At 34.6% G+C, this 14,775-nt stretch carries 14 protein-coding genes; 3 read left to right on the plus strand and 11 right to left on the minus strand.

The window, feature by feature from the left end:
- Positions 1-36 precede the first annotated feature (36 nt).
- The 6 genes from SB689_RS01175 to SB689_RS01200 form a co-directional block, all read right to left on the minus strand.
- Positions 37-1,395 carry a M20/M25/M40 family metallo-hydrolase gene (locus SB689_RS01175; protein ID WP_410690263.1) on the minus strand — a complete coding sequence of 453 codons (1,359 nt, stop codon included), beginning with the start codon at positions 1,393-1,395 and terminating at the stop codon, positions 37-39.
- 1 nt (position 1,396) lies between these two features.
- Complete coding sequence (locus SB689_RS01180; protein ID WP_410690264.1) at positions 1,397-2,803, minus strand: M28 family peptidase; 1,407 nt, start codon at positions 2,801-2,803, stop codon at positions 1,397-1,399.
- Positions 2,804-2,860: 57 nt separating this feature from the next.
- The gene (locus SB689_RS01185; RefSeq protein WP_066758860.1) at positions 2,861-4,105 is read right to left on the minus strand and encodes a DUF1015 domain-containing protein; all 1,245 of its coding nucleotides are present in this window, start codon (positions 4,103-4,105) and stop codon (positions 2,861-2,863) included.
- 3 nt (positions 4,106-4,108) lie between these two features.
- Entirely contained in the window at positions 4,109-5,074 is a 966-nt protein-coding gene (locus SB689_RS01190; RefSeq protein ID WP_410690265.1) for a D-2-hydroxyacid dehydrogenase, read from the minus strand.
- 57 nt (positions 5,075-5,131) lie between these two features.
- Positions 5,132-6,196, minus strand: coding sequence for a 3-phosphoserine/phosphohydroxythreonine transaminase (serC, locus tag SB689_RS01195; protein WP_410690266.1), 1,065 nt, complete (start codon positions 6,194-6,196; stop codon positions 5,132-5,134).
- 123 nt (positions 6,197-6,319) lie between these two features.
- Positions 6,320-6,670, minus strand: a complete 351-nt coding sequence (locus SB689_RS01200; RefSeq protein ID WP_054508722.1) for a 4Fe-4S binding protein — start codon at positions 6,668-6,670, stop codon at positions 6,320-6,322.
- Between the two features lie 59 nt (positions 6,671-6,729).
- Between SB689_RS01200 and SB689_RS01205 the strand changes: the two genes are divergently transcribed.
- From SB689_RS01205 to SB689_RS01215, 3 genes are read left to right on the plus strand one after another with little or no spacing between them, the layout of a single operon-like run.
- Positions 6,730-7,764, plus strand: a complete 1,035-nt coding sequence (locus tag SB689_RS01205) for an acyl-CoA reductase (RefSeq protein WP_410690267.1) — start codon at positions 6,730-6,732, stop codon at positions 7,762-7,764.
- Positions 7,765-7,808: 44 nt separating this feature from the next.
- Positions 7,809-8,255, plus strand: a complete 447-nt coding sequence (locus tag SB689_RS01210) for a peptidylprolyl isomerase (protein WP_410690269.1) — start codon at positions 7,809-7,811, stop codon at positions 8,253-8,255.
- A gap of 37 nt (positions 8,256-8,292) precedes the next feature.
- Positions 8,293-8,979 carry a Bax inhibitor-1 family protein gene (locus tag SB689_RS01215; protein WP_410690270.1) on the plus strand — a complete coding sequence of 229 codons (687 nt, stop codon included), beginning with the start codon at positions 8,293-8,295 and terminating at the stop codon, positions 8,977-8,979.
- A gap of 172 nt (positions 8,980-9,151) precedes the next feature.
- Here SB689_RS01215 and SB689_RS01220 read toward each other — a convergent pair whose 3' ends face one another.
- The 5 genes from SB689_RS01220 to SB689_RS01240 form a co-directional block, all read right to left on the minus strand.
- Complete coding sequence (locus SB689_RS01220) at positions 9,152-9,400, minus strand: DUF6952 family protein (RefSeq protein WP_027375263.1); 249 nt, start codon at positions 9,398-9,400, stop codon at positions 9,152-9,154.
- Positions 9,400-9,708 carry a thioredoxin family protein gene (locus SB689_RS01225; RefSeq protein WP_066758846.1) on the minus strand — a complete coding sequence of 103 codons (309 nt, stop codon included), beginning with the start codon at positions 9,706-9,708 and terminating at the stop codon, positions 9,400-9,402. Before SB689_RS01225 ends, SB689_RS01220 begins: the two co-directional genes overlap by 1 nt.
- Positions 9,709-9,814: 106 nt before the next feature.
- The gene (locus SB689_RS01230) at positions 9,815-10,447 is read right to left on the minus strand and encodes a peroxiredoxin (RefSeq protein WP_410690271.1); all 633 of its coding nucleotides are present in this window, start codon (positions 10,445-10,447) and stop codon (positions 9,815-9,817) included.
- A 149-nt stretch (positions 10,448-10,596) separates the two neighbouring features.
- Entirely contained in the window at positions 10,597-13,536 is a 2,940-nt protein-coding gene (locus tag SB689_RS01235; RefSeq protein ID WP_410690272.1) for an insulinase family protein, read from the minus strand.
- A gap of 36 nt (positions 13,537-13,572) precedes the next feature.
- Positions 13,573-14,766, minus strand: a complete 1,194-nt coding sequence (locus SB689_RS01240) for a pyridoxal phosphate-dependent aminotransferase (protein ID WP_410690274.1) — start codon at positions 14,764-14,766, stop codon at positions 13,573-13,575.
- Positions 14,767-14,775 lie beyond the last annotated feature (9 nt).

A 14,775-nucleotide genomic window follows, 5' to 3' on the forward strand; every position in this document is an offset into this window, starting at 1 on the left:
AAAAACCGCTGACCCAATCAGCGGTTTTCCTATATTTTACCAGTTCTTATCAATCATATAAATAATCTGCGTCATGGCGACGGCTCCTAAAAGCAACTCTCGTCGGTTAACCTTTTCGAAAGTATCTTCTTCGGTGTGATGAATATCAAAATACCTTTGAGAATCAGGAACCAGCTCCGCCGTTGGAACTCCCATATCATGAAGCGGATAGATGTCCGTCCCTGAGTATTTTCCTTCAAAATTATACACTCCGTAAGGGAAGAATAAAGCTGACCAGCCTTTGATCTGATTTCTTTTGGTATCATCCATTTCAAGGGCGATTCCTCTTGGAGTAAAACCTCCGGCATCAGATTCTAATGCAAAAAGATGTTTTTCATTGTTTTCTTTTGCTGTTTTTCCGTACTGAATTCCGCCTTTTACACCGTTTTCTTCGTTGGCAAAACAGACAACCCGTATCGTATGATTATTTTTGATTCCTAATTTTTTGAAAGTTCTTAAAACCTCAATACTCTGTACAATTCCGGCTCCGTCGTCATGGGCACCTTCACCAACGTCCCAAGAATCTAAGTGTCCGCCAACAACGATGACACTTTTATCTTTCTTCCCTGTGATTTCACCGATAACAGAGTGGGAGAGTTTCTCGCCTTTCATCCCGCAATTAGAATTAAGTTTTGCAGTGATTTTTTGAGATTTTAATAGATTTTCCAGTTCGTCTGCCGTTGTATTTCCAATTGCAACCGCCGGAATTTTATTGACTTTATCCTCGTAACGCATAGCTCCCGTGTGGGGAAAATCATCAAAAGCAGAAGAAAGCGAACGGATAATCGCGAATTTTCCACCTTTTTTAGCAGTTAAAGAAGCGGCTGTTGTTCTATATTTTGCGGCATCACCATATCCTCTGAAAGTCTCAACAAAAGACTGGCTGAAAGGGTAGTTGAAGAAAATTATTTTATCTTTTACTTTTTCGGCAGGAAGTTTTTCATATTCTTCCATGGATTTAACCATGATAATTTCTCCCGAAATATCTTTTCCGCCTGTACCTTCAGAATTTCCTAAAGAAAGCATTTTTAAGCCTTTCCATGATCCGCTGGAGGTTTTGATTTGTAAAGATTCTTTTCCTCTTTCCCAAACCGGAATCATTACTTCCTGAAGCCAGACTTTATCAGCTCCGGCATCTTTAAGTTTCTGTTCAGCCCATTTTACGGACTTTTCGTAAGCTTCGGAACCGCTTAAACGGTGGCCAATATTTTTAGTTAAATCTTTTAATTCTGTGTAACCTTTTCCGTTATTTAAAATCTCTGCTGAAATTTTACTGAATTGTATTGAATCTTCTTTAACCTGACCAAAAACCGTCAAGCTTAGAACTAATAATGATGTTCCTAATATCTTTTTCATTTTACCAATTTTTATCGATCATAAAAATCATTTGCGTCATGGCAACTGCGCCTAAAAGAAGTTCTCTTTTGCTTACTTTATCATAAGTATCTTCAACCGAATGATGATAATCGAAATATCTTTGAGTGTCCACAACCATTTCAGCCAAAGGAATATCCAGTTTTTTCAAAGGAGAAATATCCTGAATGGCATCGGTTTGATCAAAATCATAAATGCCGTATGGAAGAAAGTAGCTTTTCCAGTCAAATATTAACCTTCTTCTCTGAGGAGACATATCTAATGAAAAACCTCTCGGAGAATAACCTCCTGCATCTGTTCCTAAAGCAAAAATATGCTTTTCATCTCTCTTTTTAACGTAAGCTGCATACATGTCACGACCTTGTCCGCCATTTTCACTATTCGCGTACAAAACAACTCTGATGGTATGATTATTTTCGATGCCAAGTGCTTTTAAAGTTCTTAAAACTTCAATACACTGAACGACTCCTGTTCCATCATCATGAGCACCTTCGGCGAAATCCCAAGAGTCTAACTGAGCTCCCAAAACGATAACTTTAGAATCTTTTTTACCTTGAATTTCAGCAATGATATTCGGATTGGTTGTGTCACCTTTTGATTCGGCAGACATGTTTAATTTAGCTGTAACTTTTTGTTTTTTTAATAATTTTTCAAGTTCATCTGCAGATCTTACTCCGATTGATAATGCGGGAATTTTAACTTTGTCCTCCGGTTCATAATACACCATTTTTGCATGCGGTGTATCGTCTGTTGCCGTTGTTAATGATCTTATAATTAAAGCTTTCGCTCCAGTTTTTGCAATAACAGAAGCAGATATTAATTTCGATTTTGCTGTAATTAAATAAGAATCACTTGTATTAATGATTTTCGGATCCATCGGAAGATTGACGAAAACTATTTTGTCTTTTAATTGTCCGATTGATAGAGCATTAAGCTCAGAAGTGGTATTAATTAAAACAATTTCAGCTGTAAGATCTTTTCCGCCTGTTCCTTCGGAATTTCCGAAAGATAGCATTTTGATGTTTTTCCAATCTCCATTGCTGGCTTTAATTTGTAAAGATTCCTTTCCGCGTATCCAAACAGGAACTTTTACTTCCTGTCTCCAGATCATTTCGACACCGGCATCTTTAAACTTCTTTTCAGCCCATTCCACAGCTTTCATATAGCCCGGAGTTGCACTGAAACGAGATCCAACGCCTTTGGTTAATTCACCAAGGTTTTCGTAAGCAGTACCATTAGTCATGATTTCGTCTGAGATTTTCTTAAACTCATCATGATAGTTCATCTTGGTGACGATTCCTTTTTTTACCGGCTTTTTTTGAGGTTTTTTCTGAGAAAATAAAAATCCACTCAAAAAGAGTGGAAGTATGATAATGAATATTTTTTTCATTTTTTTTATTTACCTTTTCTTTTCCGTGCATAAAAGTAGGAAAAAAATAAGAATATTTTATTGTTTCATGTCGTACATTAGCAAGGCTGTAACCAATTTAGGTTCAATGAATGTACATTTTGGAGGCATGCTTAATTTCAGATCAGAAATTTTGATCATATCATTAAAACTCACAGGGAAAATTCCGAATCCGACTCTTCCTTCTCCGCTGTCTATTTTTTCTTTTAAAAGATTGATTCCTTCAAGATTTGAAGTTCCTTTTACATAAGAAATTTTATCTGAACTGTCCGGATCGTCAATTTTTAAAATATCCTTAAATATGTATTTATCAATAAGATGGTGATCCAGATTATCCAGAGACATCTCCTGAGAACGAAGCTCATGCTTTACGTGAAGAGAGTAGAATTTACCATCCAAATACATAGAAATGTGGAATTTTTGAGAAGGATAATATGCCGTACCTTCTTTCTCATGAATCAGAAAATATTTTTCTAATTGCTTTAAAAAATCCGCAGTTTCTAAATTATTGAGATCAGTTACAATTCTATTATAATCATGAATTTTAATAGACTGGTTGGAAACTATAAAACTGTACACAAAGTTATAAGCCTCAGTACCGTTGTGCCTTTTGTTTTTGTCTTTATGATACTTTGCATTCAATGCTGTAGAACCAATTCTGTGGTGCCCGTCCGCAATATAAAATGCATCAATCTGATCAATAACTTCTTTAAACTGTTGTAATTTCAATCGGTTATCAATTCTCCAGATTTTATGTCTAATCCCTTTTGTATCAACATGATTGAAGATCGGAACATTCTTTTCCTCATGATTCATTAATAATTCAATCTTTGAATTGGAAGGGTAGGTCAACAATACAGGTTCTGCCTGCAAGTTTACTTTTTCAAGATAATGAGCCAGTTTTTCCTTTTTCTGAGGAATGGTACTTTCGTGCCTTTTGATCTTTCCGCTCCAGAAATCTTCGATACTTGCCAAACCCAGCAAACCTCTGAAAATCTGTTTACTCGGATAGATCTGCTCATAAAGATAATACGCCGAACTGTCCTGAACGAGTTTTTTCTCTTCCACTAATTCTTCAAAAGTAGAACGGATCTTCCTTAAATTTCGGTCAATATCTTTGGATTTACTTACAACATATGGCTTAATCATATTGATGTAAGTATTTTCAACTTGAGCTTTCTCCGCGATCTCTTCCTGAGTAAAATTATCAAGAGGATGCGTAGGGAAAGTACTCTCAAAGTCTTTGTGAGGTCTTATTCCGCGAAAAGGTTTAAAAATAGGCATATTTTATAGTATAGTTTCTTTTTGTAGCTTAATAATTTGTTCTGCAAGTTCTAATCCGATTTTTTCCTGAGCATCAACCGTATTTCCACCTACATGTGGAGAAAGGGATAAAGCAGGATTCATTAATAATGGAAGTTCCGGAGTCGGTTCGTTTTCAAAAACGTCTAAAGCTGCTCCAGCCACTTTTCCTGACTCAATAAAATCAATTAAAGTAACTTCATTAATAACGCCGCCTCTTGCAGTGTTGACAATATAAACACCGTCTTTCATTTTTTCAAACTGAGCGGTATCTATGATATATTCGTTTGTTTTTGGAGTGTTAATGCTAATGAAATCAACGTCTTTAAGGAATTCATCTGAATCATTAGTTGAAGTGATTTCAAAATTTATAGTCTGTCCGTCAAAAAAGTCTAAAGTAAGAACCTTTGTTTTAGGCTTTCTTGTTAAGACTTTAATTTTCATTCCTAAAGCAATTCCCATCTTCACAACTTCCTGACCTATACCTCCAAAACCTATAACACCTAAAGTTTTACCTGAAAGTTCATAAGCATTGCTGAAAGATTTTTTCATCGCATTAAAATGCGTTTCACCTTCCAAAGGCATCAGTCTGTTTGATTCGTGAAGGAATCTTGCCAGAGCAAAGAAGTGTCCAAAAACCAATTCAGCAACCGATTTTGACGATGCATTTGGAGTATTGATCACTTTTAAGCCTTTCGTTTTAGCATAGTCAACATCAATATTATCCATACCGATTCCGCCTCTTCCTACAATTCTAAGAGTCGGGCAGGCATCAATAATATCTTGTCTTACTTTCGTTGCGCTTCTTACCAAAAGTACATCCACGTTATTTTCATTAATGAAATTAATAACGTGATCCTGAGCAACTCGGTTGTCAAGTACTTCGATTCCTGCATCTTGCAATGCTTTTCGTCCTGCTTCGGAAATTCCGTCGTTTGCTAAAACTTTCATGGTTTTATATTTTTCTGAAATCTTTAATATTTCAATTTTTTCAGTCGCCTAATATAGTTATTTTATAGATTTCATTACATCTACCAAAACTTGCACGCTTTCAATAGGTAAAGCATTGTACAAACTAGCTCTGTAACCACCTAAACTTCTGTGACCATTTAGTCCGCTGATTCCTGCAGCTTTCCAAGCGGCGTCAAATTCTTCTTTTTTGCTGTCATCGATCAATTTGAACGAAACATTCATCAAAGAACGGTCTTCTTTTACACAAAACGTCTCAAATAACGGATTACTATCAATTTCGTCATATAAAAGTTTTGCTTTTGCTTCATTTCTTGCTTCAGCAGCAGCAATTCCTCCGTTGTTTTCTAGATGTTGCAAAGTCAATAAAGATGCATACACAGGGAAAACCGGTGGAGTATTGTACATAGATTCTTTTGAAATATGCTGAGAATAATCTAAAATCGATAACATATTTTCTCTTCCTGTTTTTCCAAGAATTTCCTTTTTAATTACGATCAAAGTAACTCCTGCAGGTCCCATATTTTTTTGAGCTCCGGCATAGATTAGATCAAATTTAGAGAAATCCAATTGTCTAGAGAAAATATCAGAACTCATATCACAAACCATCAAAGTATCAACTTCAGGGAAAGATTTCATTTGAGTTCCATAAATCGTATTGTTTGAAGTACAGTGGAAATAATCGTATTCTGAACCTATCGTATAATCTTTAGGAATGAAAGAATAGTTTTCTTCTTTTGAAGAACCTACAACATCCACATTACCTAATTTTTTTGCTTCCTTGATTGCTCCTGCAGCCCAAGTTCCCGTATCTAAATAAGCAGCTTTTCCGCCAACTTTTAGCAAGTTGTAAGGAACCATTGCAAACTGCAGACTAGCACCGCCTCCTAAATATAAAACTTCATAATCATCCCCAAGATTCATTAATCTTTTTACAATCGCACGCGCTTCGTCCATTACTGCAACGAAATCTTTGCTTCTATGAGAGATCTCAAGAAGAGAAAGACCAATACCGTTAAAATCTAAAATCGCTTCTGCCGATTTTTCGAATACCTCTTGTGGTAAAATACATGGTCCTGCGCTGAAGTTGTGCTTTTTGCTCATATTTTTATTTTTTTGGTTTTGGTAAGAACTTTCGGGCTTACCGTTTCATTTTTAATATTTTACTTAGATCCTTTGAAATATTTGGTTAAAAAAACCGTCTCATACTGGCTGAGACGGCGTTTTTTATTCACCGTGTAAAAATGCTTTCTTGTTAAGCAATGCTTCTTCAGATTCTACATGATCTTCATCAGGAACACAGCAATCTACCGGGCAAACCGCTGCACACTGTGGTTCTTCATGGAATCCCTTACATTCTGTACACTTATCTGTTACAATAAAATAAACATCATCATTTACAGGCTCTTGCGGTGCATCTGCATCCACTGTAAGTCCTGATGGCAATGTGACAGTACCTTTAAGCTCAGTACCCTCGGAAGCTTTCCAGTCTACTGCTCCTTCATATATTGCATTGTTGGGACACTCTGGTTCGCAGGCACCGCAATTAATGCATTCATCAGTTATTTTAATAGCCATCGCTAATTTTTTTTAAATTTGCACAAAATTACAAAATATTCCCCAATTTTACAGTAATTATGAATATCGAAAATCAAGTTTTAGGACTTATTAACCTAAGTGATTATATAAAAGAGTTTTTAGCAAAAGATATTGCTGAATATAACGAGAATGATTCTGATTTTGAATTATTGTTAAGAAAGTCTGAAATGGAAAACCCGTGGTTTACCATTGATAATCAGAAATTTGCTTTAAAACAATGGTCGGATCTGCTGACGGAAGAAAATATTAAGGATTGGATTAAGCAATATTCTATCTCTAAAATCACAAAAAGAGTAGGATTGATCCTTGCAGGAAATATTCCTTTAGTTGGATTGCATGATGTGATTTCTGTGGTGTTGAGCAATCATATTCCAGTGATTAAATTATCTTCAAAAGACAGATATATGGTTCCGTTTTTATTAAAAAAATGGAAAGAATTTTCTAGTGATAATGTTGAATATGAGTTTGTTGAAAGGTTGGAAAGCTATGACGCAGTGATTGCAACAGGAAGTAATAATACAGCAAGATATTTAGAATATTATTTTAAAAATCATCTGAATATTATTCGTAAAAACAGAACTTCAGTTGCTATTTTAAAAGGTGACGAAACTGTTGAAGAATTAAAACTTTTAGCGAATGATATTTTCCAATATTTTGGATTGGGTTGCAGAAATGTAACGAGAATTTTAATTCCGCAGGATTTTGTGCTTGACAGATTATTTGAAAGCTTTGTAGGCTATCAGGATATTATCAATCATAATAAATATGCGAATAATTATGAATATAACAGAGCAGTTTATCTTTTAAATCTTGATAAATTCTGGGATAATAATTTTGTGATGATGAAAGAAGATGATAAATTATTCAGTTCGCTTTCTGTGATTAATTTCAGCAGATATTCTTCTTTGGATGAAGTTAAAAGTTTTATTGCTGAAAATGAAGAAGATATTCAATGTATTGTTGCTAAAGAAGAACTTGGTCTGGATTCTGTATGTTTTGGAGAAGCGCAAAATCCAGGTTTGGATACTTATGCGGATAATGTGGATACGATGAAATTTTTAGAATTAATTTAATTTTACGTATCTTCAATTGCAAATTTATATCCGAAATTACTAAAATGAAAAAAATATTTTTAATACTTTCAATCTTATCTGTACAGCTTTTCTTTTCGCAGGAAGTTGTTGATTTAAAGGTAGAAAACAATAGAAAGACAGAAACTCCTTTAGATCTGAACAAAAAACAGATTGATCTATACAACGGGAAATTTCTGCAATTTATCACTGCCCTGAAATCATCTGACAGAAAAGGAATGGAAGCTTTACTTTCCGACAAGGCAAAGCAAGTGGTTACCGATAAAGTGTTTACAAAACTGTCGGCAGATATCAATACCAGCAAAAAGCTTACGATCATTAAAACAGGTTATAAGCCTTTGATAGACGGTAATAGTTATCCGATGATTCAATATAAATACGCTGATGATAAGTCTGCTGAACCAAAAGAAGTGATTACGGCAGTTTTTGAAAATAATGGTAAGATTCTTGGAGTTAAGCCATTCAAAAAATAATTTATTTTTAATTATATTTAAATAAAAAATATAAACTATGATGACAGATGTTTTAGTGGCGAATTCTACAGACGTAGAAAAGGCCAGTTTTTACAAGAAAACGTATTTGCATGTTGCTTTGGCGATTCTTGGATTTATTGGAGTTGAAACCGTTTTATTAAAAGTGGTTCCAGAGCAATTAATCGTTGCAATGTTCGCGCAAAGATTCGCTTGGCTATTGATTATCGGTGTGTTTTGGTTAGCTTCAGTTTTAGCTGCAAAATGGTCGCTTTCACAAAGTAAATCAACGCAATATATGGGACTTGGATTTTATATCTTGCTTGAAGCGGTTATTTTCTTGCCGTTAATTTACATTGCGATGGTGTATTCCGGAGCGCAAGTGATTTTCCAAGCAGCGACATTAACAGTTGCTATGTTTGCAGGAATTTCAGCGGTAGCTTTTACTTCTAAAAGAGACTTTTCTTTTTTAAGAAATATTATTGTTATCGGTGGATTTATTTCTCTTGGATTGATCGTTGGCGGAATGCTTTTCGGTTTTAACCTTGGACTTTGGTTCTCTGTAGGAATGGTAATTCTGGCTTCTGCAACAATTTTATATCAGACAAGTAAGCTTAAAGATTCTTACGCAACCAATCAGTATGTTGGAGCTTCGTTACAGCTTTTTGCTTCTATCATGTTGTTGTTCTGGTATATCTTGAGTATTTTGATGAGCAGAAGAAGCTAATATAAAGTAAAGAAATTTTATAAACCCAAAAAATCCTGATGTCTTTTCATCGGGATTTTATTTTTGGTGGTTTAAACACAAATGACACTAATTTTATCACAAATAAACACTAAATTTTTATAAGCTTATTTGTGTAGATTCGTGAAATATTTGTGGTATTAGTGTTTAAGTTTTATTTATCAATCGATCCTAAAACCTTTTGAGCAAAAGAATTTAAAGCATCTTTTTCGCTCATTCCGTTTTGTACGTTGGCGTGAACTTCCAGTGCTCCACAGATGTTTGTAATTAACTCACCTGCAACGTTTAAGTCTTCTTCGCTTGTTCCTCTGAATTCACTGAAGCTTTCTAAAACTTCTAATGTTTTTTCAAGATTTTCAGGAGTTTGATTTTGGTAAAACTGTCTTATTACGGGTAACTTCATTATGCTAATTCATTAAAAAGGTTAATTAAACTTTCAGCTTGATTAGATTGAACCTGATTTACCAATTCACCATTTTTGAAGATCGCGAAAGTCGGTAAATTGTCAACTTTAGCTAATTTTCTGCTTTCCGGTAATTTTTCTGCATCTACATAAAGGAAAGGAATACTGTCATTTTCAGAAGCTAATTTCTTGAATTTAGGCTTCATGATTCTGCAGTTTCCGCACCATGTTGCTCCATATTGAACAACTACTTTTTCATTGTCTGTTACGATATTTTGTAACGTATCTTCGGTTAATTCTGTGTACATAATTGATTTGTTGATTAATAATTTAATTAAAAAAGGAATGAGATAATTTGAAAATGCTCCTAAGAATCATCAGCAAACTATCTCATTGCCATATTAACACATTAAATTAATTCTTTGATAAATATTCAGCAGTTGAATTTCTGTCAGCTTTCATTGCATCTTTTCCTTCTTCCCAGTTTGCAGGACAAACTTCACCGTGCTTCTGAACGTGCGTGTAAGCATCGATCAATCTTAAATATTCTTTTACGTTTCTTCCTAAAGGCATATCGTTTACAGACTCATGGAATACTTTTCCGGTTTCGTCGATTAGGTAAGTTGCTCTGTAAGTTACGTTAGAACCTGTGAAAACTTCTTCTCCCTCATCGTTATATTCGAAATCCTGATCTACAATTCCCAGCATGTTTGCCAATTGTCTGTGAGTATCAGCTAAAAGTGGGTAAGTTACCCCTTCGATACCTCCGTTATCTTTTGAAACGTTCAACCAAGCGAAGTGTACTTCGTTTGTGTCGCAAGAAGCACCGATTACCTTAGTGTTTCTTTTTTCGAATTCACCTAAAGCCTCCTGAAAAGCGTGAAGCTCAGTTGGACATACGAAAGTGAAATCTTTTGGATACCAGAATAAAATTACTTTCTGTTGGTTTTTAGTTGTTTCTTCGAAGATGTTGATTCTAAGATCATCACCCATTTCAGACATTGCATCAATTGCTACATTCGGGAATTTTTTTCCTACTAAAGACATAATTTTCTCGTTTTTATAATTAAATTTTCTGTGGCAAAGATAAGAGTATTTCATCTATCGAACAAGTTGATTTCGATAAATAAAATCTATAATTGTTTTTGATGTAGTACAAAGAAAAAAGCCCTGTTTCCAGAGCTTTTTCATTTATTTTAATAACCGAATATTTCGTTTAAGTTAAGTTTTTTTACTTCGCCTAATTTCTTCATATCGGCTTCATTTACTTTGTCTTGCGATGCGACTAAACAGTAAGTGAAGTTTTTGCCTTTCATTTCCTTATCGTGGAAACTGTTAATGTCTGTAAAGGCTAATTTCGGAGCCTGATCGTAGACATTCTTTCTCATGTCAAAGTTATTTCCAAGCTTTTGGGATCTTAAATAAGAGAAGATAATTCCGTCCTGAGTTATTCTTTCGGAAGCAATAGATTTTTTCAATCCATTTTTCGCTGTTTCGAATAATTGATCAGATTTTGGAAGTGTTGTCAGAAGTTCATTCATCGCTAGAGTAGAATCATTGAACTTATCAGCCTGCGTTCCTACGTAAGCCATAACGATATCCTTATCTTCTTTTTTGCTCGGAAGAGAGAAATAAGAATAGGTAGAATATGCTAAAGCCTTAGATTCTCTGATTGTCTGGAAAACAATAGATCCCATTCCACCTCCAAAATAGTTGTTGAATAAACTTACAGTCGGCGTTATAGAAGCATTGTACTGATCAGAATTTCTCACCCAGAAGATCTCGGCCTGAACCATATCATAATGAGCAAATAATACTTTGTTTTTATCTGTTGGAACCTGCGTAAAAGTCTTAGACTTCGGCAATTCTTTCAATGTAGCAGGAAGCTTGTGAACCGGAGTTAAAGAAGCAACAACTTCATTCCCTGCTTTCGGTCCGTAATACAATACTCTATGCCTGAAATTGAATAAATCATGAAGAACATTGATTAAATCTTCCGCTTTTAAAGCATCTAATTCAGCATCACTTAAAACATTATTGAAAGGATTCTGAGCGCCATACTGTGCGTAACTTCTCAAACCAGCCATAATGGTAGATTTGTTCTGTTTTGCATTGTCTCTGGATTTTTTCAGTCTTATTTTATAAGCATCCAATGCTTTTTGATCTGCCTGAGAATTTTTAATTAAATCTTCAAATAAAGCGATTGTTTTATCGAAGTTTTCATTTAAACCTTCCAAAGAAACATAGGTTTCTTCATTTCCTGCGCTTACATTAAAGCTTGAAGCTAATTTGTAAAATTCTTTACTGATTGTCTCAGAAGATTTATCTTTTGTACCTAAATACTGTAAATATTCTGCTGCCAAAGGAAGAATTTTGTTATTCCATTTTCCGGAATCGAAATGATAATATAATCTGAAAAGCGCATTATCTGTATTTTTTACAGAAAGTACATCTACATTTCCAAGCTTGTTTTTAGTGATGTCTTTATCAAAATTCAACCAAACCGGAGCAATTGCATTTTCCGGCATTTCCTCAACTTTTTTCAGGAACTCTGACTGATCTTCTCTGTTTACAGAAATCGGAGTAATGGTAGGTTTGTCAACTTTTACGATACTTTTATCTTCGCCTTTTCTTTTATAAACAGCAACATAGTTGTTAGCCTGAAGATATTTTGAAGCGAAATCCATAATATCTTTCTTGGTAAGCTTTGAAATCTCTTCTACATATTCAAGAGAAGTTTTGTGATCGATATCAGACGTAAATTCATCCATCAAAATACCAGCTCTTGACGAATATTTTTCATCTTTCTGAATGATGCTTTTCTTCTCATTATTGACAATAGATTGGATAAGGTCATCCGAAAATTCACCTTTTCTTAATTTATCAATTTCCTGAAGCAATAAATTTTTAACTTCATCCAAAGATTGTCCCTCAGTAGGTTTTCCCTGTAACAAAAGAACAGAATAATCTTTTAAAACATACGGAAAAGCATAAGCTCCCAATAATTTTTGCTTTTTAACAAGATCAAGATCAATCAATCCTGCCTGTCCGTTGGTAAGCATGTTTCCAACAAGAGTTAATAATCTCGCATCTTTCGTTGTAGCACCCGGAAATCTGAATCCCATCATCAAACTTTCAGGATTTGGACCTAAAACTTCTTTTGTGATCGGAGCCGTAATTGCTTTTTCCTGACCAATATTGTAAGTTGGGATTGGCTTAGATTTCATATAAGAAAAAGCCTTGTCAATTTTTGCAATTATTTCATCAGGATTAAAATCTCCCGACATAATAATTCCCATATTATTAGGAACATAATAATTGTTGAAATATTCTCTGATCGCTGTAAGAGACGGGTTTTTCAAATGTTCGATAGTTCCAATTGTTGTCTGTTTTCCATAATTGTTGTTTGGAAAAAGACTTTCAAACATTTTATCGTAAACTTTGTCGCCATCATCATCAAGAGATCTGTTTTTCTCTTCGTAAACAGCCTCCAATTCAGTATGGAAAAGTCTTAAAACAGGTTGTCTGAATCTTTCTGCCTGAACCGTTAAAAATTTATCTACAACATTTGAAGGAATATCTTCTGTATAAACAGTTTGCTCAAAAGAAGTGAAAGCGTTGGTTCCATCTGCGCCCATATCTGCCATTAATTTGTCATACTCGTTAGCGATGGCAAATTTTGCGGCTTCTCCGGAAGTTTTGTCGATTTCTTTATAAATTTCTTTTCTTTTGGCTTCATCTTTAGTTTGATTATACTTTTCGTAAAGCGCATCAATTTTGTCTAAAAGAGGTTTTTCTTTTGCCCAATCTTTAGAACCGAATTTATCTGTTCCTTTAAAAAGCATATGTTCCAGATAATGCGCAAGACCTGTATGATCTGCCGGATCTGTTTTGCTTCCTGCTTTTGTTGCAATATAAGTCTGGATTCTCGGATCTTTATTTGTTGGACTTAAAATGACCGTTAGCCCATTTTTAAGTGTATAATATCTCGCCGAAGTAGGATCATTCGTTACATATTTGTAGGAATATCCATTGGATTTGGCTTCTTTCCACTGGAAATCCTGCCCAAAAGCATATCCTGTGAAACTTGCCGCAGCAATACTTGTGGCAATGGTTATTTTTTTGAAAAAATTCATTCTTCTATTATTGGTTATGTTTTTTATCTGATTTAATTAATTGAATTTGCTTAATAATTCTTTAATTCTTCTCATCGCTTCTCTTAAATCATCCTCCGAAGCTGCATAAGAAAATCGTATACATTCCGGGCTTCCGAATGAAACTCCGCCAACACATCCAACATGAGCTTTTTCTAAAATAAACATCGCGAAATCATCAGCATCTTTAATTTCTGTTCCATCTAAAGTTTTACCGATGTAATGAGAAATATCCGGGAAGAAATAGAATGCAGCTTTAGGCAAAAGAACTTTAAAACCTGGAATTTCTTTCATCAGATCAAACACAAGGTCTCTTCTTATTTTAAAAGCATCGATCATGTATTTATATTCAGAAGGATCGGTTTGTAAAGCAACAATTGAAGCTCTCTGAGCAACGGTATTCGCACCGCTCGTCATTTGTCCCTGAATTTTTTCACATGCTTTTGCCAGCCATTCCGGACATGCAGAATAACCGATTCTCCAACCTGTCATTGCGAAAGCTTTAGACATACCATTAATTACCGCAGTTTGCTCATACACTTCTGGAAACTGAGCGATAGAAGTCGTTTTTGTCTCGTAATTGATATATTCGTAGATCTCGTCAGAAATCACCGTGATTTGAGGATATTTAGCAATAACTTTAGCTAAAGATTTCAATTCGTCATATGTGTAATATCCACCTGACGGATTACAAGGCGAACTGAATAAAACAGCCTTAGTTTTCTCTGTAATTGCTTCTTCTAATTGCTCTGCAGTAATTTTAAAATCATTAACATATGAAGTAGCAATCATGACAGAGTTTCCTCCCATCATTTTTACCATTTCATCATAACTTACCCAATAAGGAGCAGGAAGTAAAACTTCATCACCATCATTGATAATGGCTGCTAAAACGTTAATGATAGCTTGTTTAGCACCATTAGAAACACAGATTTGTGTTGGTTTATAGTCTAAATTATTATCTCTTTTTAATTTATTAGAAATTGCTTCACGAAGTTCTAAAAATCCCGGAACGGGAGAGTAGTGACTGTAGTTTTGATTAATTGCATCAAAAGCGGCTTGTTTTATATTGTCCGGAACATCGAAATCAGGTTCTCCCAATGTTAAACTGATGACATCTATTCCGTTAGCTTTCATTTCTCTTGCTTTGTTAGACATTACAAAAGTTTGAGAAAAGCCTAGTCTTGTTACTCTATCTGAAAGTTTGCTCATGTAGTATTT

Origin of the sequence: Chryseobacterium sp. SIMBA_038, assembly GCF_046535115.1 — a bacterium.
Taxonomy (GTDB): Bacteria; Bacteroidota; Bacteroidia; order Flavobacteriales; family Weeksellaceae; genus Chryseobacterium.